The sequence below is a fragment of the Variovorax paradoxus NBRC 15149 genome (assembly GCF_001591365.1).
GTDB lineage: Bacteria > Pseudomonadota > Gammaproteobacteria > Burkholderiales > Burkholderiaceae_C > Variovorax > Variovorax paradoxus.
Genome location: NZ_BCUT01000001.1, coordinates 157821 through 178046, shown reverse-complemented (window position 1 = coordinate 178046; position 20226 = coordinate 157821). Strand labels below are relative to the sequence as shown.

20 protein-coding genes and 1 other RNA gene are annotated in these 20226 nt (G+C 68.2%); 13 read left to right on the top strand and 8 right to left on the bottom strand.

The window, feature by feature from the left end; translation table 11 throughout:
- Nucleotides 1-9: 9 nt before the first annotated feature.
- From VPA02S_RS00885 to VPA02S_RS00875, 3 genes are read left to right on the top strand one after another with little or no spacing between them, the layout of a single operon-like run.
- The gene (locus VPA02S_RS00885) at nt 10-1926 is read left to right on the top strand and encodes a galactose oxidase-like domain-containing protein (RefSeq protein WP_018906126.1); all 1917 of its coding nucleotides are present in this window, start codon (nt 10-12) and stop codon (nt 1924-1926) included.
- A 32-nt stretch (nt 1927-1958) separates the two neighbouring features.
- Nucleotides 1959-2408 (top strand): hypothetical protein, encoded by a 450-nt coding sequence (locus tag VPA02S_RS00880; protein ID WP_018906125.1) that lies wholly within the window; start codon nt 1959-1961, stop codon nt 2406-2408.
- Nucleotides 2405-3013: an SCO family protein gene (locus tag VPA02S_RS00875; protein ID WP_051128040.1), complete on the top strand. Its 609-nt coding sequence runs from the start codon at nt 2405-2407 to the stop codon at nt 3011-3013. Before VPA02S_RS00880 ends, VPA02S_RS00875 begins: the two co-directional genes overlap by 4 nt.
- A 71-nt stretch (nt 3014-3084) precedes the next feature.
- On the opposite strand, the gene ffs is transcribed toward VPA02S_RS00875, so the two are convergent.
- Nucleotides 3085-3181: signal recognition particle sRNA small type (gene ffs, locus VPA02S_RS00870), an RNA gene on the bottom strand.
- Between the two features lie 178 nt (nt 3182-3359).
- Between ffs and dnaX the strand changes: the two genes are divergently transcribed.
- From dnaX to VPA02S_RS00835, 7 genes are all read left to right on the top strand, one after another.
- Complete coding sequence (gene dnaX / locus VPA02S_RS00865; RefSeq protein WP_018906123.1) at nt 3360-5222, top strand: DNA polymerase III subunit gamma/tau; 1863 nt, start codon at nt 3360-3362, stop codon at nt 5220-5222.
- A 97-nt stretch (nt 5223-5319) separates the two neighbouring features.
- Nucleotides 5320-5652 carry a YbaB/EbfC family nucleoid-associated protein gene (locus tag VPA02S_RS00860; protein ID WP_012747441.1) on the top strand — a complete coding sequence of 111 codons (333 nt, stop codon included), beginning with the start codon at nt 5320-5322 and terminating at the stop codon, nt 5650-5652.
- Between the two features lie 7 nt (nt 5653-5659).
- Nucleotides 5660-6250, top strand: a complete 591-nt coding sequence (gene recR, locus VPA02S_RS00855) for a recombination mediator RecR (protein ID WP_018906122.1) — start codon at nt 5660-5662, stop codon at nt 6248-6250.
- A gap of 52 nt (nt 6251-6302) precedes the next feature.
- Nucleotides 6303-6695 (top strand): MAPEG family protein, encoded by a 393-nt coding sequence (locus VPA02S_RS00850; RefSeq protein ID WP_012747443.1) that lies wholly within the window; start codon nt 6303-6305, stop codon nt 6693-6695.
- A gap of 170 nt (nt 6696-6865) precedes the next feature.
- Nucleotides 6866-7900 (top strand): ABC transporter substrate-binding protein, encoded by a 1035-nt coding sequence (locus VPA02S_RS00845; protein ID WP_018906121.1) that lies wholly within the window; start codon nt 6866-6868, stop codon nt 7898-7900.
- Nucleotides 7901-7974: 74 nt separating this feature from the next.
- Entirely contained in the window at nt 7975-8820 is an 846-nt protein-coding gene (locus VPA02S_RS00840) for an ABC transporter ATP-binding protein (protein WP_018906120.1), read from the top strand.
- Nucleotides 8817-9650 (top strand): ABC transporter permease, encoded by an 834-nt coding sequence (locus VPA02S_RS00835; protein WP_018906119.1) that lies wholly within the window; start codon nt 8817-8819, stop codon nt 9648-9650. The genes VPA02S_RS00840 and VPA02S_RS00835 overlap by 4 nt, the downstream gene beginning before the upstream one ends.
- 39 nt (nt 9651-9689) lie before the next feature.
- On the opposite strand, the gene VPA02S_RS00830 is transcribed toward VPA02S_RS00835, so the two are convergent.
- Both VPA02S_RS00830 and gloB read right to left on the bottom strand, forming a co-directional pair.
- Nucleotides 9690-11303, bottom strand: coding sequence for a transglycosylase SLT domain-containing protein (locus VPA02S_RS00830; RefSeq protein WP_018906118.1), 1614 nt, complete (start codon nt 11301-11303; stop codon nt 9690-9692).
- Nucleotides 11300-12079: a hydroxyacylglutathione hydrolase gene (gloB, locus tag VPA02S_RS00825; RefSeq protein WP_062361492.1), complete on the bottom strand. Its 780-nt coding sequence runs from the start codon at nt 12077-12079 to the stop codon at nt 11300-11302. Before gloB ends, VPA02S_RS00830 begins: the two co-directional genes overlap by 4 nt.
- Nucleotides 12080-12098: 19 nt before the next feature.
- Here gloB and VPA02S_RS00820 point away from each other — a divergent pair, with 19 nt between their 5' ends.
- A complete protein-coding gene (locus tag VPA02S_RS00820) occupies nt 12099-12854 on the top strand; it encodes a class I SAM-dependent methyltransferase (protein WP_018906116.1) in 756 nt (251 codons plus the stop codon).
- 35 nt (nt 12855-12889) lie between these two features.
- Nucleotides 12890-13339: a ribonuclease HI gene (rnhA, locus tag VPA02S_RS00815; protein ID WP_012747450.1), complete on the top strand. Its 450-nt coding sequence runs from the start codon at nt 12890-12892 to the stop codon at nt 13337-13339.
- A gap of 34 nt (nt 13340-13373) precedes the next feature.
- On the opposite strand, the gene moeA is transcribed toward rnhA, so the two are convergent.
- The 5 genes from moeA to VPA02S_RS00790 form a co-directional block, all read right to left on the bottom strand.
- On the bottom strand, nt 13374-14690 hold the full coding sequence (gene moeA, locus VPA02S_RS00810) for a molybdopterin molybdotransferase MoeA (protein WP_018906114.1): 1317 nt from the start codon (nt 14688-14690) through the stop codon (nt 13374-13376).
- Nucleotides 14687-15337: a molybdenum cofactor guanylyltransferase MobA gene (gene mobA / locus VPA02S_RS00805; protein ID WP_018906113.1), complete on the bottom strand. Its 651-nt coding sequence runs from the start codon at nt 15335-15337 to the stop codon at nt 14687-14689. The genes moeA and mobA overlap by 4 nt, the downstream gene beginning before the upstream one ends.
- The gene (moaA, locus tag VPA02S_RS00800) at nt 15334-16485 is read right to left on the bottom strand and encodes a GTP 3',8-cyclase MoaA (RefSeq protein WP_018906112.1); all 1152 of its coding nucleotides are present in this window, start codon (nt 16483-16485) and stop codon (nt 15334-15336) included. The genes mobA and moaA overlap by 4 nt, the downstream gene beginning before the upstream one ends.
- Before the next feature lie 101 nt (nt 16486-16586).
- Nucleotides 16587-18020: an aldehyde dehydrogenase family protein gene (locus VPA02S_RS00795; RefSeq protein ID WP_018906111.1), complete on the bottom strand. Its 1434-nt coding sequence runs from the start codon at nt 18018-18020 to the stop codon at nt 16587-16589.
- 20 nt (nt 18021-18040) lie between these two features.
- Nucleotides 18041-18601 carry a peroxiredoxin gene (locus VPA02S_RS00790; protein WP_012747455.1) on the bottom strand — a complete coding sequence of 187 codons (561 nt, stop codon included), beginning with the start codon at nt 18599-18601 and terminating at the stop codon, nt 18041-18043.
- A 44-nt stretch (nt 18602-18645) separates the two neighbouring features.
- Here VPA02S_RS00790 and VPA02S_RS00785 point away from each other — a divergent pair, with 44 nt between their 5' ends.
- Nucleotides 18646-20220 (top strand): phospholipase D family protein, encoded by a 1575-nt coding sequence (locus VPA02S_RS00785; protein ID WP_062361490.1) that lies wholly within the window; start codon nt 18646-18648, stop codon nt 20218-20220.
- The last annotated feature ends 6 nt before the right edge of the window (nt 20221-20226 follow it).

Below are 20226 nucleotides of genomic sequence, written 5' to 3'. Positions count from 1 at the left end.
GGAGCAGCGATGACCAGCGTTCCATCGCCGCGCGCCGCGCGCGGGCTTGCTTATGCATCCCTGGTGTTCCTGGTCTGGTCAGGCGGTGACGCAGGAGGCGGCGCCCGCGCGCAGGGCGCAAATCCGAAGCTGGCGGGCACGTCCTCCGCATCGGCAAGCAAGCCGGTGCCACCAGACGGACAGCCGGCGTCCCTCACCAGTCCGTCCCCCGGCACCAAGTTCGCCACCCGCAGCGCGACCTTCGTCTGGAACAACACGGGTGCCACCCAGTACGGCTTGACGATCCTGTCGGCCTCCTCGGCGACACCCGTGGTGGACACGTCGACAAGTGCGACAACGCTGACGGTGAACAACCTTCCCATCGACGGCGCGGGGCTCGTGGTCCGGCTGCGCTCCCGATTCAAGGGGAAGTGGCTGCCGGCCAACGAGTACCTGTTCACGGCAGCCGGATACACCGCGGCGCAATCGACCGCCGCGGTCAAGCCCTGGTCCGATCTGATCGCGCTGCCACTCGTGCCCGCATCGGCCGCCAACCTCCCCGATGGCAAGCTGCTGCTGTGGGCAGCCCGCTCGCCCACCAGCTTCAGCACGAACAGCAGCGAGGCGTACACCTACACCTCGGTGTTCGACCCCGTCACGCGAAGCGCCAGCCCGCTGGTGGTCACGGCCACAGGCCACCAGATGTTCTGCCCTGGCCTGAGCATGCTGGCCGATGGCAGCGTGCTGGTCAGCGGCGGCAGCGATGCGACGAAGACCTCGATCTACGACCCGGCGCTGGGCGGCTGGGTGACGGGTGCGCAACTCGGCATTGCACGTGCCTACCAGGCGAGCACGACGATGTCCGACGGCTCCGTGTTCACAGTCGGCGGTTCGTGGAACGGCGGGCAGGGCGGCAAGTACGGCGAGGTGTGGTCGGCCGCCACCAAGACCTGGCGCACGCTGTCCGACGTACCGGCCAACATGCCCGATGCGAGCAATGTCTCGGACCCACCGCTGGCCGGCCCGGACGCGGCCGGGGTCTACCGGGGCGACAACCACATGTGGCTGTTCGGCGCCGCCAACGGCTGGGTATTCCACGCCGGGCCTGCTGCCGCAATGCATTGGATCGACACGCGCGGCAGCGGCGCCATCCTGCAGGCCGGGCTACGCAGCGACGACCCCTATGCCATCACCGCCAGCGCCGTGATGTACGACATCGGCAAGATCCTCAAGCTCGGCGGCGCGCCCAACCACGACAGCGGCGACGCCTTCAAGACCGCCTACATCATCGACATCAGCGCTGGCGCGCCGGCGGCGCCCACGGTGCGCAAGCTTTCGCCGATGGCCTATGCCCGAACCTTCGTCAACAGCGTGGTGCTGCCGAACGGCGAGGTGTTCGTGATAGGCGGACAGACGCAGCCCGTTCCGTTTTCCGACTCCTACAGTGTGCTGGCGGCCGAGCTGTGGAGCCCGGTGCTGGAGAGCTTCATCACGGTGCCGCCGATGCAGAAACCGCGCAACTATCACAGCGTGGCCCTTCTGCTGCTGGACGGACGCGTGCTGGCGGGCGGCGGCGGGCTGTGCGACTGTGCGGGCGACCACCCGGATGCGGAGATCTACACGCCACCGTACCTGCTGGCGAGCGACGGTTCGCCGGCGTCCCGCCCGGCCATCACGGCCGCGCCGGCCAGCGCCACATGGGGGAGCCAGATCACCGTGGCGACCGACCGCGCGGCGGCCCAGTTTGCGCTGGTGCGCATGGCATCGGCCACTCACTCGGTCAACACCGATCAGCGCCGCATCCCGCTGTCATTCACGGGCACGGCAGGCAGCTACCAGCTGGGCATTCCGACCGATCACGGGACCGTGCTGCCGGGCAACTACATGCTGTTCGCACTCGACAGCAGCGGCGTGCCGAGCGTGGCGCGCACCATCAACATCCGGTAGCGGCCCGGCGCTTCGCGAAGCCGAGGCTTTCGATGATGATGATGCTGGTACTCGCGCTCGGAACCGCTCTGGCCGTTGGTCCGGAGCGGTCCGCAAAGCCGGAAGCCGCCGTGCCTTCCTCCGTGGCGCGTGGCGCCCGCCTGTTCGACGGCACCGAGCCGCTCGCCGGCACGCTGTCCGGCCACAGCGCGCCGCTGCCGGGCGCAGCGACGCGCTGCATCCAGTGCCACGCGGGCCCCGGCAAGTCCACTGCCGCTGTCTCCGGTTTCGCGCCGCTGCTCGACCGGCGCCAATTGCGCGAAATCCTCCCGCGCCGCGGCGGCCCGCCTGTCGCGTACGAGCGCACATCCTTCTGCCGCACGCTGCGCACCGGCATCGACCCGGCCCATGTCACGCTGCCCCGAGCCATGCCGCGCTTCGATGCCGACGAAGACCAGTGCGCGGCGTTGTGGGACTACCTGACGCAAGCCCTTTCTCAATGAACCCAATGAACGCGCGGGGCCCCTTCATATCCTCGCGGGTTGCATCCCGCGGGCGCCGGCGCCTGCTTGCCGCCGGTGCACTGGCGTGGCTGGGTGTGCCTGCGGCGCGCGCAAACACCAGCATCGGACCGGTGCTGCCGGCGGTGTCGGTTCCGGCCCTGCCGCTGCGGCGCCACGACGGCGCCACACCGATGCTTGCGGCGCAGTTACGAGGCGCCCCAACCGCCGTTCAATTGATGTTTACCGGATGCAGCACGGTCTGCCCGATCCAGGGAGCCTTGTTCTCGACGCTGCAGGCGGCATTGCTGTCGGAGCGCTACACGGCGGTGCGCCTGCTGTCGCTGAGCATCGACCCGCTGGCCGACGACCCTGTGGCACTGAGCGCCTGGTTGCGGCGCTTCGGCGCAAGGCCAACGTGGAGCGCGGCGGCGCCAGCCCCCGAGGCGCTTGAGTCGATGTTCTCGCTGTTCACGGGAGGCGCGGCAGCGGGCGACCGCCATACCGGCCAGGTTTATCTGTTCGATCGTCAGGCCCGGCTGGTCTGGCGAACCAGCGAGTTGCCGCCGGCCGAAGAGGTCATGGCCGGACTGCGGCAGATGGGCTAGCTGGATGCGGCGGCTGAGGACTCAGCGCCGGTGAGGTGGCTGCCTGCCATGCCTCGTATCTTTGATGTTAGGTTGACGAGCCTTACCCCTGGCACTGACTACGCAGTTAGGGCTGCTTGGTTCCCCACCTGACCCGGTTGGCCACTTCACCATGCAGGGAGGCCCGTCAGCACGTATTGTAACCCCCCAGGCTGCGCGCACTTCGTGTCGCTTCGCCCACCCCCCTGCTGGGGGCGACACCAGAGGCCCGGCGAAGCCGGTTCCTCGGTGTCCCACGAAAAGTCAGGTCTTTTTTTGATCGGGGGGTGAAGGCGAGGCCGGTGCAGCGCCTTTTAGAATGCCCGCAATGTCTTATCTCGTGCTCGCTCGCAAGTTCCGTCCGAAAACCTTCGGTGAGATGGTTGGCCAGGGGCATGTGGTGCAGGCGCTCGAGAACGCGTTGACCACGCAGCGCCTGCATCACGCCTATCTTTTCACCGGGACGCGGGGCGTGGGCAAGACCACCGTCTCACGCATCCTGGCCAAGTCGCTCAATTGCCAGGGCCCGGACGGGCAGGGCGGCATCACGGCCACGCCTTGCGGGGTGTGCCAGGCCTGCAAGGACATCGATTCGGGCCGCTTCGTCGACTACACCGAGCTCGACGCGGCATCGAACCGCGGCGTGGACGAGGTGCAGTCGCTGCTCGAGCAGGCGGTCTACAAGCCGGTGCAGGGGCGCTTCAAGGTCTTCATGATCGACGAAGTGCACATGCTCACCAACACCGCGTTCAACGCGATGCTGAAGACGCTCGAGGAGCCGCCGGAATACCTCAAGTTCGTTCTGGCCACCACCGATCCGCAGAAGGTCCCGGTCACGGTGCTGTCGCGCTGCCTGCAGTTCAACCTGCGGCCGATGGCGCCCGAGACGGTGCTGGAGCACCTCACGGGCGTGCTGCAGGCCGAACAGGTGCCGGCCGAGCCGCAGGCGCTGCGCCTGCTGGCGCGTGCGGCACGCGGCTCGATGCGCGACGCGCTGTCGCTCACCGACCAGGCCATCGCCTTCGGCAACGGCGAACTGCTCGAAGCCGGCGTGCGCCAGATGCTCGGCAGCGTGGACCGTGGCCATGTGTTCAAGCTGATCGAGGCGCTGGCGCTGGGCGATGGCAGGACGGTGGTCGACACCTCCGAGGCGCTGCGGCGCGACGGCATGTCCGCCGCGTCCACGCTGGAAGAAATGACCGCGGTGCTGCAGGCCATGGCCGTGCTGCAGGCGGTGCCGTCGCGGGCGGAATCGGCCGATTCGGCCACCGATCCCGACGCGGCCGATACGGCGCGCCTCGCGTCGCTGATGCCGGCCGACGAAACGCAGCTGCTCTACAGCCTGTGCCTGCACGGGCGCAGCGAGCTGGGGCTGGCGCCCGACGAGTACGCGGCGCTGACCATGGTGCTGCTCAGGCTCCTGGCCTTCAAGCCTTCCAACGCGGCCGCTTCTTCGGCCTCCGCGGAAAAAAAAACTCTGAATGAAGCCGCCCGGGCGGCTTCGGTCCCTGCGCCCGTAGCGCCGGCTCATCAAGACACGGCGGCGATCGTCGCGCCGCCAGCGTCGATTTCCGTCGCTGCGCCGGTGCCTCCTCGATCCAATCCGGCGCCGGCCGGCCAGCGCCTGGCCGTGGTCAACGAGCCCGTGCGGCCAAACGGGCCCAGGCCTTCCGCAGAAATTGAGCCCTCGCCGGCTGCCGAGGCGCCCCGGGTGCTTGCCGTTCCCATGCGCGTGCAGCCGCCGCCGAGCCAGCGCGACGCGCCGCGCCCCGATGAGCAGCGCGGCCCGGCACCGCCCATTCCGCCGAGCGAGGACGGCGACTTCTGGCACGCCACGGTCACGCAGATGATCGCGGCCGAGAGCATCAACGCCCTCGCGCGCGAACTCGCGCTGCAGTCGCAGCTGGTGGCGCGCGACGTCGACCAGTGGATACTTCGCGTCGAGCGCGAGCTGCTCAACCAGCCTTCGGCCCGCGAGAAGCTCACGGATGCACTGGCCGCGCTGGGTCACGGCGTGAAGCTCGCCATCGAGATCGGCGCCGTGGTCGACAGCCCCGCGCGCCGCAACAAGCAGGCGGCCGACGAGCGCCAGCGCGTGGCCGAGGAGGCCATCCGCAGCGATCCCGAAGTGCAGATGCTGATGCGCGAATTCGATGCGAAGATCGTGCCTGGAACACTCAAGCCCGCCTGACGGAACGCCACTGAAAAACCGTGCCGGCTCCTGCGGCATTCGGCATCGGCCGCCATCTCTCTTATCCTTCCCCCATTCCAACCAATCAGGACCAACGATGTTCAACAAAGGACAACTGGCCGGCCTCATGAAGCAGGCGCAGGCAATGCAGGACAACCTCAAGAAGGCCCAGGAAGAACTGGCCACCATCGAGGTCGAAGGCGAGTCGGGCGCGGGCCTCGTGAAGGTCGTGATGACCTGCAAGCACGACGTCAAGCGCATCACCATCGACCCGAGCCTCCTGGCCGACGACAAGGACATGCTCGAAGACCTGGTGGCCGCCGCCTTCAATGCCGCGGTGCGCAAAGCCGAGGAAACCAGCGAGCAGAAGATGGGCAAGCTCACCGCAGGCATGCCGGGCCTCCCGCCCGGCATGAAGCTGCCGTTCTGAGCCATTGATGGCCGACGCCAGTTCGCTCGATGCGCTGGTCGATGCGCTGCGCCGCCTGCCCGGCGTCGGCGTCAAGTCGGCCTCGCGCATGGCCTTCCACTTGCTGCAGCATGACCGCGAGGGCGCGCAGCTGCTTGCGCGCGCGCTGCAGCAGGCGGCCGGCAACGTGCGGCATTGCGAACGCTGCAACACCTTCACCGAAGCACCGGTCTGCAGCGTGTGCCTCGACACGCGCCGCGACGCAAGCAAGCTCTGCGTGGTCGAGACGCCGGCCGACCAGGCCGCGCTCGAACGCACCGGGGCCTTCCGCGGCTACTACTTCGTGCTGATGGGCAAGCTCAGTCCGCTCGACGGCATCGGACCCAAGGACATCGGCCTGCAGAAACTCTTCGACCGCGCACTGGACGGCACCGTGAGCGAGGTCATCCTGGCCACCAACTTCACGGCGGAGGGCGAAGCCACCGCGCACGTGATCGGCGAAGCGCTCCGGCAGCGCGGCCTCAACGTGACGCGCCTCGCGCGCGGCGTGCCTGCCGGCAGCGAGCTCGAATACGTGGATCTCGGCACCATCGCGCATGCCCTGGTGGACCGCCGATAGCGCGCGGCGTTCGTTCGCTGCGCCAGCTCTCCATCGAACGTAGACAACCCGCATGACTCTTTCCTTGCTCACCGTCGCCTACTGGTGCGTGTTCATCGCCTGCGGCCTGCCGTATCTCGCGGCATGGATCGCCAAGGCCGGCAGTTTCGGTCCGCGCGACAACGTGCAGCCGCGCGACTGGGCCGCAAAGCAGAGCGGTTGGCGCGCGCGCGCCAACAGCGCGCAGGCCAACAGCTTCGAAGGCCTTCCGTTCTTCATCGGCGCGGTGATCATTGCGCACCAGCTCGGCGCCAATCAGGCGCGGCTCGACATGCTGGCGGCGGCCTATGTCGTACTGCGTGCGATCTATATCGCGGTCTATATCAAGGGCATCGGCTCCGTGCGCAGTGCGGTATGGGCGCTCGGTTTCGTGGTCAATATCGCGATCCTTTTTATCGCGCGCTAAGAGCGATAAAAGCCTCTGCGCCAGTGCGCAGCAGGCCATTCGGCACAGGCCTCGTGGAGGCCTTCATGCTTACGTGGAAACCCGCACGGGATGACCCCGATGCAGGCAACGGGGGCGCACCCCTAAGCTCGATTCAGTCCACCAGAATCAAGCGCCCGCAGGATTGCTCCATGCTCCACCGCAGAACCCTCATGACAGTCTCCGCAGTCGCTGCGGCAACCATTGCGTTGCCGCGGGTCTTTGCGCAAGCCAAGCTCGAGAAGACGAAGATTTCCATTGCAGTGGGCGGCAAGGCGGCGTTCTACTATTTGCCGCTCACCATCTCCGAACAGCTCGGCTACTTCAAGGCCGAAGGCCTCGACGTCGAGATCTCCGATTTCGCAGGCGGCGCACGCGCGCTGCAGGCCGTGGTGGGCGGATCGGCGGACGTGTGCTCCGGCGCCTACGAGCACACCATCAACCTGCAGGCCAAGAACCAGTTCTTCCAGGCCTTCGTGCTGCAGGGCCGTGCGCCGCAGATCGCGGTGGGCGTGTCGACCAAGAACATGGCGGGCTACACTGGAATTTCCGATCTCAAGGGCAGGAAGATCGGCGTCTCGGCGCCGGGCTCCTCGACCAACATGGTGGCCAATCTCGTGCTGTCGCGCGGCGGCCTCAAGGCCAGCGACGTGAGCTACATCGGCGTGGGCGTGGCGGCCGGCGCGCTCACGGCGCTGCGCTCGGGCCAGATCGACGCCATCAGCAACACCGACCCCGTCATGACCATGCTCGAGCAGAAGGGCGACGTGAAGATCATCAGCGACACGCGCACGCTCAAGGGCACGCAGCAGGTGTTCGGCGGACCGATGCCCGCGGCCTGCCTCTACGCGCCGGTCGACTTCATCCAGAAGAATCCCAACACCTGCCAGGCACTGGCCAATGCCATCGTCCACGGCCTCAAGTGGCTGCAGACAGCCGGCCCCGGCGACATCATCAAGACGGTGCCCGAGACCTACCTGCTCGGCGACCGCGCGCTGTACCTCGCGTCCTTCGACAAGGTGCGCGAATCGATCGCCACCGACGGCCTCGTGCCGGCCGACGGTCCCAAGACGGCGCTCACCGCGATCTCGAGCTTCGACACGGCCGTGAAGCCCGACAAGATCGACCTCATGAAGACCTACACCAACGATTTTGCTAGGCGCGCGAAAGACAGGTTCAAAGCCTGACTCCGAACGTCCCCGCGACCCGGCTTCGGCCGGGTTTTTTCTTGTGGCGGCCAATGCCAGAATTCTCGCCAGACATGTCCGACTACGCACTCGAGCTTCTCTCCATCAGCTGTACCTTCCATTCGAAGGACGACCCGGGCCAGCGCTACACCGCGGTGGCCGACACCACGCTGCGCGTGCGGGCCGGGGAATTCGTCTCGGTGGTGGGTCCCACGGGCTGCGGCAAGTCGACCTTGCTGAACGTGGGCGCGGGCCTGCTCGAACCTTCGTCGGGCACCATCAAGGTCTTCGGCCAGACGCTGGCGGGCGTGAACGCGCGCGCCGGCTACATGTTCCAGACCGAGGCGCTGATGCCGTGGCGAAGCGCCATCGACAACGTGATGGTGGGGCTGCAGTACCGCGGCGTGCCCGACGCCGATGCACGCGGGCAGGCCGAGGCCTGGCTTTCGCGCGTAGGTCTCTCGGGCTTTGGCGACCGCTATCCGCACCAGCTCTCGGGCGGCATGCGCAAGCGCGTGGCGCTCGCGCAGACGCTGGTGCTCGACCCCGACATCATCCTCATGGACGAGCCCTTCAGCGCGCTCGACATCCAGACGCGCCAGCTGATGGAAAACGAGGTGCTCGACATCTGGAGCGCGCCGAGCCGCGCAGCGCCCCGGGGCTCACAAGGTCGGAAGGCCGTGCTCTTCATCACGCACGACCTCGATGAAGCGATTGCAATGAGCGACCGCGTGGTGGTGTTGTCGGCGGGCCCGGCGACGCATCCGATCGGCGAGTTCGCCATCGACCTGGCGCGCCCGCGCGACGTGGCCGAGGTGCGCACGCAGCCGCGCTTCGTCGAGCTGCATACCCAGATCTGGGAGGTGCTGCGCGACGAAGTGCTCAAGGGCTATGCGCAGCAGCTCAGGAAGGCCGCATGATGCCGCGCCTGAACGAACGCAACGCGCGCTTCTGGCAGCTGGTGCTGCTCGCGATCATCCTGGTGGGCTGGCACCTGGCGTCGCGCAACCAGCAGGTGGCTTTTTTCCTGGGCGAGCCGATCCAGGTGGCGGGGCGCATCTGGAGCTGGTTCCTGCCGTTCGAGGTGCCGCCGAATCTGCTGTTTCCTGAAGGCCTGAAGGGCAATGCCGACATCTACCGGCACCTGGGCACCACGCTGCTCGAGACGGTGCTGGCCTTCGGCATCGGCACCGTGCTCGGGCTGGCTTGCGGGCTCTGGCTGGCGCTGGCACCCACTGCCAGCCTGATCCTCGATCCCTACATCAAGGCCGCCAACTCGATGCCGCGCGTGATCCTCGCGCCGATCTTCGCGCTGTGGTTCGGCCTCGGCATCTGGAGCAAGGTGGCGCTGGCCGTCACGCTGGTGTTCTTCATCGTGTTCTTCAACGTCTACCAGGGCGTGCGCGAGGTGAGCCCGGTGGTGCTGGCCAACGCGAAGATGCTCGGCGCCAACCAGCGGCAGCTGCTTCGCACGGTCTACCTGCCGAGCGCGACGAGCTGGGTGTTCTCGAGCCTGCACACCTCGGTGGGCCTGGCCTTCGTTGGCGCGGTGGTCGGCGAGTACCTGGGCTCGGCGCGCGGCGTGGGTTACCTGATCCTCCAGGCCGAAGGCACCTTCGACGTGAACACCGTATTTGCCGGCATCGTGGTGCTGACGGCCTTTGCGCTCTTGCTCGACGGCCTGGTCGGCCTGATCGAGAAGCGCCTCATGAAGTGGCAGCCGCGCAGCGGCGAAACCGAAAAGCTCTAGCGCCCGCGCTTCGGTTGCCGCCGGCCCGGCAGGCAAGGCTCAGCGCTTTTTCTTCGAAGGCGTGCCGCCGCGCTTCTCGCGCACCACCTGTTTGCCTGCAGGCGTCTTCACCACCACGTTGCGGCCGCGTGCGGCAACCGCTTTCACCTGGCTGCCGCCGCGCTTGTCGGCAACGGAGGTGCGGCCGTGCGCCCGTGCCGCGCCCGTGCCGACGCGCGCTTCGGGCGCAGCGCGGACCGGCAGGTACACCACCACGCTGTAGCCGCGCTTGAACGAATGGTTGAGCTTGACGTCGTTCCACTCGGCCACGCTGTCGGGCTTGAGCTTGTAGCGGCGCGCGATGCTGGCCACGCTGTCGTTGCGTCCGGCCTTGACGGTGGTGCGGCGATTGACGATTTCGGGCTGGAAGCTCAGGTGGCCGCTGTCGGCCACCAGCGCCGTCACGTCTTCCTTGACGCGGGCGCCGCGCGGCACGATGAGCGTCGAGCCGGCCTTGATGAGCATGCGCGGGGGGATGCTGTTGAGCGCGCGCAGGTCGGCCTCGCTCATGCCCGAGCGCTGGGCCGCATCGGCCACCGTCATGGTGTTGGGAACCACCCATGCCGTCCAGCTGGCGTACTGGCCTTGCGAGTACGCATCGAAGTTGCGCTGGAACACGGCCGCGTTGTCCCAGGGCAAGAGGATCTGGGGCGTGCCGGCCGCCAGCAGCACCGGCTTGTGCGCGGCCGGGTTGAGGGCGCGGAAGTCTTCGAGGCGGATGTCGGCGAGCTTGGCGGCCAGTTCGACGTCGAGGTCGCGCGTGAGCGTCACGGTCTGGAAGTACGGGTGGTTCGCGATCAGCGGCAGCTCGGTGTTGAACGCCTGCGGATTGGCCACGATGTTCTTCACCGCCTGCAGCTTGGGCACGTAGAGCCGCGTTTCGGCCGGCATGGAAAGGTCGCTGTAGGTGGTGGGCAGGCCCAGGCGCTGGTTCTTGGCGATGGCGCGGCTCACGCTGCCTTCGCCCCAGTTGTAGGCGGCCAGCGCGAGCTGCCAGTCGCCGAACATGCCGTAGAGCTTTTGCAGGTAGTCGAGTGCGGCGCGCGTCGAGGCCACCACGTCGCGCCGGTCGTCGCGGAAGATGTTCTGCTTGAGGTCGAAGTCGGTGCCGGTGGCGGGCATGAACTGCCACATGCCCGCGGCGCGCGCGCTGGAAATGGCCTGCGGGTTGAACGCGCTCTCGATGTACGGCAGCAGCGCGAGTTCGGTCGGCATGTTGCGCCGCTCGAGTTCTTCGACGATGTGGAAGATGTACTTGTTCGAGCGCTCGGTCATGCGCTGGATGTAGTCGGGCCGGCTGGCATACCACTGCTCGCGGTCGCGCACCAGGTCGCTCTCGAGGTTCGGCATCTTGAAGCCGCGGCGGATGCGGTCCCACATGTCGGCGGGCGGCGCGAGCGTGACGACGCTCTGCGAATGGGCTTCGCTGCTGGTGATGGGAGTGAGCGGGCCGCCTGGATAGACCGGCGCCGCGCTGCCGGAGGCCTTGGCACCGGTGCCGCCGGCGGTGGATTGCGCGGATGCGGTGGTGGAGGAGGAAGACGGGCTGTTGGTGCCCGCGCAGCCCGCGAGCAACAGTGAGCCTGCAAGGCAGACAGCAGCGATAAGTTTCATCGGAAGTCGTTTTTCCATTGGCGCAGCGCAGCGAACACCTCGGCTTCGGCCGCATCGGCGGAAAGCTCGGCGTGCTCGCGCACCGCTCTAAGGACAGTGGCTTCGCGGCTGCGAAGAAAGGGGTTGATCCGGCGTTCGGTGGCCAGTTGCGAGGGCAGCGTGGGCCGCCCCTGCGCGCGCAGGCTTTCGCAGTGCGCGCTGTACTGAGTCAGATCGGCATTGCCGGGTTCCACCGCGCGGGCGAAACGCAGGTTAGCAAGTGTGTATTCGTGCGCGCAGCACACGCGGGTGTCGCCCGGCAGCGCCGCCAGCGCATCGAGCGAGGCCAGCATCTGCGCTGGCGTGCCTTCGAACAGCCGGCCGCAGCCGCCGGAGAACAGCGTGTCGCCGCAAAAAAGAAGCGGCGCCCGGCCTGCGCTTGCGGGCAGGAAGTACGCGATGTGGCCGGCCGTGTGGCCCGGCACGTCGATGACCGAAAAGCGCAGCCCGAGCACCTTGGCGGTGTCGCCATGCGACAGCGGCTCGAAGGGCTGCGGAATGCGTTCGCGTGCCGGACCGAAGACCGGCGCGCCGGTGGCGGCATGGAGCGCGGCCACGCCGCCCGTGTGATCGGGGTGATGGTGCGTGACTAGAATCGCGGCGAGCTGCAGCTTGTCGCGCGCCAAGGCGTCGAACACCGGTTGGGCGTCGCCCGGGTCCACCACGATCGCGTTGGACCCGTCCTGCAGCATCCAGATGTAGTTGTCAGCGAAGGCGGGCAGCGGAACAAGGGTCATGAGCGGTCAAATTATAGGTTTGCAGGATTGGTTCGCGACCCCCCCCGGCCGCTACCTGCTCGCGTGGGAGCAGGCCCAGTTCGACGAAGCCGTGGCGGATGTTTTCGGCTACCACGCGCTGCAGCTCGGTGCCGCCGGGGTCGATGGCCTGCGCACCAACCGCATGCCGCACCGTTGGCTGGCGCTGCCCGACCCCGGCCAGCCGTCCGGCAGGGCTGCGCTGTACACCGATTTTGCGGCGCTGCCGTTTGCCGCCAACAGCCTCGACCTGGTGGTGCTGCCGCATGCGCTGGAGCTGAGCCAGGACCCCCATGCGGCCCTGCGCGAAGTGGAGCGGGTGCTGGTGCCAGAGGGCCGCGTGGTGATCTGCGGGCTCAATCCGGCCAGCCTCTGGGGCATGCGGCAGCGCCGCGCGCACCTGTACCGCCGGCTCGGCCTCGGCGATCTCTTTCTGCCCGAGGGCGGCGAGTTCATCGGCTACTGGCGCATGCGCGACTGGCTGCGGCTCCTGAGCTTCGAGGTGGAGTCGGGGCGCTTCGGCGTCTACCGGCCCGCGGTGCGCAGCGAGGCGTGGCTCGAGCGCTGCCGCTGGATGGACGCCGCCGGCGAGCGCTGGTGGCCCATCTTCGGCGCGGCGTACTTCCTGGTGGCCGTCAAGCGGGTGCGCGGCATGCGACTGCTGAGCGCCGACTGGCGCCGTGCAGCGGCGCGCGCCACCGCGCCGGTACCCATTGCAGGCAAGATGCACAAGGCCAAGGCCGACCGCGCCGATTGAACATTGAAATATTGAAGAAGAAGGAAAAGAGCGTTTTGAACGAAGTCGTGATCTACACCGATGGTGCGTGCAAAGGCAATCCCGGCCCTGGCGGCTGGGGTGCGTGGCTCAAGTCGGGCGCCACCGAAAAGGAACTGTTCGGCGGCGAACTCAACACCACCAACAACCGGATGGAGCTCACCGCCGTGATCGAGGGCCTGGCCGCGCTCAAGCGGCCCTGCAAGGTCATTCTCTACCTGGACAGCCAGTACGTGCGCATGGGCATCACCGAATGGATCCGCGGCTGGAAGGCCAAGGGCTGGCGCACCTCGACCAAGCAGCCGGTCAAGAACGTCGAGCTCTGGCAGAAACTCGACAAGCTGGTGGCCGAAGGGGGCCATGTGATCGAATGGCGCTGGGTCAAGGGCCATTCGGGCGACGTCGGCAACGAGCGTGCCGACATGCTGGCCAACAAGGGCGTGGACAAGGCGCTGGGCCGGATCTGAGCCGCTGCCTGCCGAGTGCGCGGCCCATGGCGGGCTACGCCTCCAGCATCATCACGTCGACTTCGTCGCCCGCGGCCACATTGCCCTGGTCGTGGTGCAGCACCACGAGCCCGTTGGCCTCGACCATCGAGCTCAGCACGCCGGAGCCCTGGTTGCCGGCAATGCGGACCTCGGGCAGCGCACCGGCCACCGCCCGCACGAAGCCGCGCTGGTATTCGGTGCGGCCGGGCTTCTTGCGGATGGCGCTCGCGGCGCGCGCGCGCAGCAGCGGCGCCGGCGCGGCGGCAATCTCGTGGCAGCCCATCATGCGCAGCAGGGCCGGCCGCACGAAGGCAAGAAAGGTGACCATGACGGCCACCGGATTGCCGGGCAGGCCGAAGAGCACGGCAGAGCCCGGCTGTGATGAGGCCTGCTGGCTGCGCGGAACGAGCCCGACCGCCATCGGCCGGCCGGGGCGCATCGCCACGCGCCAGAACGCCATGTCGCCGAGCTGCTGCATCACGGCGCGTGTGTGGTCGGCGGCGCCGACGCTCACGCCGCCGCTGGTGATGATGGCGTCGGCCTGGCCCGCGGCCTGCTGCAGCGTGGCGGCGAGCGTGGCCGGGTCGTCGCGCACCAGGCCCAGGTCGATCACTTCGCAGCCCAGCCGCGTGAGCAGGCCGAACACCGTGTAGCGGTTGCTGTCGTACACCGCGCCTTCGCGCGGCGGCTCGCCAAGGCTCAGGATCTCGTCGCCGGTCGAGAAATAGGCCACGCGCAGCCGCCGCAGCGCGGGCACCGAAGGCAGGCCCAGGCTGGCGACCATGCCCAGCGCGGCAGGCGACAGGCGCTCGCCGCGCCGCAAGGCCGGCTGGCCCTGCATGAGGTCTTCACCCGCGAAGCGGCGGTTGTCGCCGCGCCGAAGCACCTTGGCGGGAAAGCGCACGCGGTCGCCGTCGACCTTGCAGAATTCCTGCGGGATCACGGTGTCGAGCCCTTCGGGCATGACCGCGCCCGTCATGATGCGAACCGCGTCGCCGGCGGCGAGCGCGCCGCGCCAGGCCGTGCCGGCCAAGGCGGTACCCACCACGCGCAGCTCGATGGAGGCGTCGGTCGGCGAATCGTCCCGCAGGATCGCGCCGTCGAAGGCAAAGCCATCCATCGCGGAGTTGTCGTGCGGCGGCACGCTGACCGGCGAGATGATGTCTTCGGCCAGCACGCGGCCGAGCGCTTCGCGCAGCGCGACTTCCTCGCGCTCGGCCACCACGGCGGGTGCTACCAGTTGCGCCAGGAAGGCCTGCACGCCCTGGACGCTCAGCGCCTGGGGGTCATAGCCGGCAAGGGCGGCGGCAATGTCGGCGATGCGGCTCATCGGTTTTCCAGCGCGTGCAGTTCGGCCAGCGTGTTGGCGTTGAAGAAGGCGTCGGGCGCATCGCCGGGCCGGTCGAAGGGCACGAGCACCGTGCGGTGCTGCGCGGTCCAGGCGTCGATCTTGCGGCCGCCGGACTGGGTGAAGTTCACCAGGCTTTCGAGCAGCGTGGTGTGCAGCAGGCAGAACACCGGCTGCGGTCGCAGCACCGGCGCCGCGCCGGGTTCGGCGGCGGACTCGGGCGCGCTCACCATGGCGATTTCCGCGTTGTCGGCCACCAGGGCCTCGGCCAGCCGGCTCGCCAGGTCGAGCGGAAACAGCGGCGTGTCGCAGGGCACGGTGAGCAGGTAGGGCGTTTCGCAGCGTTCGAGCCCGGTCAGGAAGCCCGCGAGCGGGCCGGCATAGTCGGCCAGGCTGTCGGGCCACACCGGAACGCCGAAGGACTCGTAAGCCGCCAGGTTGCGGTTGGCATTGATCATGACCTCGCCCACCTGCATGCCCAGGCGCAGCACGGCATGCATGGCAAGCGGCGAGCCGTTGAAGTTCTGCAGGCCCTTGTCGATGCCGCCCATGCGGGAGCCGCGGCCGCCGGCCAGCAGCAGGCCGGTGATCTCGCCGGGGGAAATGGAATCTTGTGTGTTTGGGGTCATCCGCCGATGTAGCTCATTTCGACGCGGCGCGGCGCGGGGTCGTTGGCGTCGTGCTCGCCGCTGTCGGGGCCGCGCAGCGCGCGCAGTTCGGAATAGCGGTCGGCGCGGCCCTGCCAGATGTGGCCGATGGCCGAGCCGATGTCCTCGTCGGTGGCGGTGCCGCGCAGCAGGGGGCGCAGGTCGTGGCCCGCGCTCGCAAAGAGGCAGAGGTAGAGCTTGCCTTCGGTGGACAGGCGCGCGCGGCTGCAGTCGTGGCAGAAGGCCTGGGTCACGCTGCTGATCACGCCGATTTCCCCGCCGCCGTCGGCGTAGGCCCATCGCTGGGCGGTTTCGCCCGGCGCGCTGGGCTCGAGCGGCACCAGCGGAAACTCGGCGCCGATGCGCGCAACGACCTCGGCCGAGGGCAGCACCTCGTCCATGCGCCAGCCGTTGGTGGCGCCCACGTCCATGTATTCGATGAAGCGCAGCACCACCTTGCCGCCGTGGTGGTCGCGGAAGTAGCGCGCCATCGGCAGGATCTCCTGCTCATTGGTGCCGCGCTTGACCACCATGTTCACCTTCAGCGGACCGAGGCCCGCGGCCAGCGCCGCCTCGATGCCGGCGAGCACGTCGGCCACCGGAAAATCGACGTCGTTCATGTGGCGGAAGACCGCATCGTCCAGGCTGTCGAGGCTCACGGTCACACGCTGCAGGCCGGCGGCGGCCAGCGCGGCCGCCTTGCGCTGCAGCAGCGAGCCGTTGGTGGTGAGCGTGAGCGCGAGCGGTTCGCCGCCCGGGGTGCGGATTTCAGAGAGCTGCGCGATCAGCGCCTCGATGTTCTTGCGCAGCAGCGGCTCGCCGCCGGTGAGGCGGATCTTGCGCACGCCATGGGCCGCGAACAGGCGCGCGAGCCGGGTCATTTCCTCGAAGCTCAACAGCGCGCTGTGCGGCAGGTATTGGTAGTCCTTGTCGAACACGTCCTTCGGCATGCAGTAGCTGCAGCGGAAGTTGCAGCGGTCGGTCACGCTGATGCGCAGGTCGGTCAGCGGCCGGCCCAGGCGGTCGAGTAGCCGCCCGGTGGCGGGCACGGCCACCTCCGGAACCGCCACGGCGGGGCGCGCGCGGCCGACCTCGGAGAGCGGAATGACGGTGGTGCTTTTGCGGTTCATGGACAGCGGCCAATTTACTCCATCGGGCGCGGGCCGATTCCGAAAAGGGCTACTCCTTGGCGAGCGCCGCCCGGAACCCGGCCCTGCACGCGGCGCGCGCCTCAGCCGTGCTTGATGGCGACGGTCTTGAGCGTGGTGAAGCCGTAGAGCGCTTCGAAGCCCTTTTCGCGTCCGTAGCCCGACGACTTGACGCCGCCGAACGGCAGTTCCACGCCGCCGCCGGCGCCGTAGTTGTTGATGAACACCTGGCCGCTGCGAACCCGCTTGGCCATGCGGAACTGGCGCGCACCGTCGGTCGTCCAGACGCCGGCCACAAGGCCGAACTGCGTGGCGTTGGCGAGCGCCACCGCTTCGTCCTCGTCGGCGAACTGCATCGCGGCGAGCACCGGGCCGAACACCTCTTCCTGGGCGAGGCGGTGGTCCACCGGCACGTCGCGCAGCAGGGTGGGGGCCTGGTAGAAGCCGGTTTCGGGCGCCTCGTCGACCACGATGCCGTGGGCCACCATCGGAATGCCCGCCACCTGGGCGTCGCTCAGGAAATCCCACACGCGCTGCTGCTGTGTCTGGCGGATCAGCGGGCCGACGTCCAGGTCCATGGCCGCGGGGCCGACGCGCAGGGCCTCGAAGGCACGGCCGAGGCGCTCGAGCAGCGGCTCGTAGATGCCGCGCTGGATCAGCACGCGCGAGCCGGCCGAGCAGGTCTGGCCGGCGTTCTGCACGATGGCATTGATGATCACCGGAATGGCCGCGTCGAGGTCGGCGTCGGCAAAGATGATCTGCGGGCTCTTGCCGCCGAGTTCGAGCGTGACCGGGCAATGCCGCTCGGCCGCCACCTGCTGGATCAGCGTGCCGATCTTCGGGCTGCCGGTGAAGCTGATGTGGTCGATGCCCTCGTGCCGCGCGAGCGCGTCGCCCACTTCATGGCCGTAGCCCGTCACGATGTTGAGCGCGCCGGCCGGAAAGCCGACCTCGGCCGCCAGTTGCGCCACGCGAACGAGGGAAAGGCAGGCATCCTCGGCCGGCTTCACCACGCACACGTTGCCGGCCGCCAGCGCGCCGCCCACGCTGCGCCCGAAGATCTGCATCGGGTAGTTCCACGGAATGATGTGGCCGGTGACGCCGTGCGGCTCGCGCCAGGTGAAGACGCTGTAGCCGTCCTGGTAGGGAATGGTCTCGCCGTGCAGCTTGTCGCAGGCGCCGGCATAGAACTCGAAATAGCGCACCAGCGCGAGTGCGTCGGCGCGGGCCTGCTTCACGGGCTTGCCGCAATCGCGCTGCTCGATGAGCGCGAGTTCGTCGACGTGCTCGGCAACCTTCTGCGAGAGCTTGTAGAGCAGGCGGCCGCGGTCGGCCGCGCTCACCTTGTGCCAGACGCCCTCGAAGCAGTCGCGCGCCGCGCGCACGGCGGAATCGATGTCGGCGGCATTGCTGCGCTGGATTTCGTCGAAAGGCTGGCCGTCGGAGGGGTCGAGCACCTGCAGGGTGCGGCCGGAGGATGACGGGACGTCGGCGTTGGCGATGAAGTTGAGTTGCATGGGACGGGATTTTGCACCCGCTACCGGGGTGCGCCTGCGCCCGGCCGCGGCAGCGCCCGGACCGCGTTGAGCATGCGCTCCACGTGCTTGTCCGGATTCAGGTTCTGGTAGTAATAGGCCACCTTGCCGTTCGGCGCGATCACGTAGGACAGTCGGTTGGCGAAGTCGGGCCGGGTCTGCATCAGGGCGTCGAAGCCGTTGATCACGGATTTGGATTCATCCGAAGCCACGGGAAAGCGGCTCTGGCACGACTTGACCGAGAACTTGGAGAGGGTGTCGATGTCGTCGGCCGACACGCCGATGACCGTGGCGCCGAGCGCGGCGAACTGGTCGACGGCTTCGGCGAAGGCATGCGCTTCGATCGAACAATCGCTGGAGTCGGCCGCCGGAAAGAAGTACACCACCACCGGGCCCTTGGCCAGCGCCTCGGCCAGCGAATAGCGGAAGGTCTTGCCGCCGAGCGCGGCGTTGGCGGTGAACTTGGGCACCGGATCGCCGATGTCCAGTGCAGCCCAGGCGGGCAGTGCCAGCCCGGCGGCGACCGACATCAGGGCAATGCGTGAGAGGATCGGTCTTGCCATGGTGTAACTCCGAGCAGGGGTGAAACGAATTCTAGGATGCCATCATGAACCTCTGGACCCCACTTCTGCGTATCTGTCTTGCCGGCGCCATGGCTGCGGCGCTGGCGGCGTGCGGCTCGCTGCCGCCGGCGCGCGAGCGGGCGGCGGTGAACGCCGCCGCGGCCGATCCGTCCACCACGCTGGCACGCATCGCAGCCGCCTCGACGCCGCCGGGCGAGCATTCGGGCTTCCGGCTGATGCCGCTCGGCGTGTATTCGCTCGACGCGCGCGTGCAGCTTGCAGAGCGCGCCCAGCGCTCGCTGGTGGTCCAGTACTACCAGTTCGAGAACGACGCCACCGGCCGCCTCCTGATGCGCGCGCTGCGCGAGGCGGCCGGGCGCGGGGTGCAGGTGCGGCTGCTGGTGGACGATCTCTACACCGTCAAGAGCCAGCAGCCGCTGCTCGCGCTTTCCGCCACGCCCAATGTGCAGGTGCGGCTGTTCAATCCGTTCTGCTGCGGACGCGGCGGTTTTCTCTCGCGCTTCGCGGCCTCGCCGCACGAGATCGGGCGGCTCAACCACCGCATGCACAACAAGCTCTTCATCGCCGACGGCGTCATGGCGGTGGTGGGCGGGCGCAACATCGCCGACGAGTATTTCGTGCTGAGCGAGGCACAGAACTTCATCGACATGGACGCGCTCGTGGTGGGCAAGGTGCTGCCGCAGCTCGAATCGATCTTCGACGCCTACTGGAACAGCGAGCAGGTCTGGCCCATTGCCGACATCGTGCGCGGGGAGGGCGGCCGCACGCCCACGGCCGCCGACTTCGACGCCTGGATCGGCATGGCCGCGCCGCCGCCGAAGATCGTGCTGCCGCCGTCCGACGTGCTGGGCTACGGGCCGATCGCGGAAGAACTCGATGGCGGCCGCATGGGCCTGCTGTGGGGCGAGGCCCGCGCCATTGCCGATCCGCCCACCAAGCCCACCACGATGACCGAGGACGAAGCCATTGCCACCAGCGTGACGATGAAGGTCTGGGCGCTGCTGATGGACGCCAAGGTCGAGGTCGACCTGACCTCGCCCTACCTGGTGCCCGGCGAGCGCGGCATGGCGGCCTTCGAGGACCTTGCCAGGCGCAAGGTCAAGCTCACGCTCTTGACCAATTCGCTGGCCGCCAACGACGAGCCGCTGGTGCACACCGGCTATGCGCGCTACCGCGAGCGGCTGCTCAGGAGCGGTGCCGACCTGTACGAACTGAGCCCGCAGCGCACCACCGCGGGCGAGCGCTTCGGCATGTTCGGCAAATCGCTGGGGCGGCTGCACTCCAAGACCGCCGCCATCGACAAGACCCGCATCTTCATCGGCTCGATGAACCTCGATCCGCGCTCGGCGAGCCAGAACACCGAGATGGGCGTGGTGGTCGACAGCCCGCAGCTGGCGCGCGAGATGCTGCGCGTCATCAACATCAGCAAGCTGCAGAATTCGTACCGGCTGCGCATTGCCAAGGACACCGGCACGCTGCAGTGGCTCACGACCGATGGCGAGAAGGAAGTCATCCTCACATCGGAGCCGGAATCGAGCTTCTTCCAGCGCCTCCACAACCTGATCATTGCGCCCCTGGTTCCCGAAATGCTGCTGTAGCCTCGG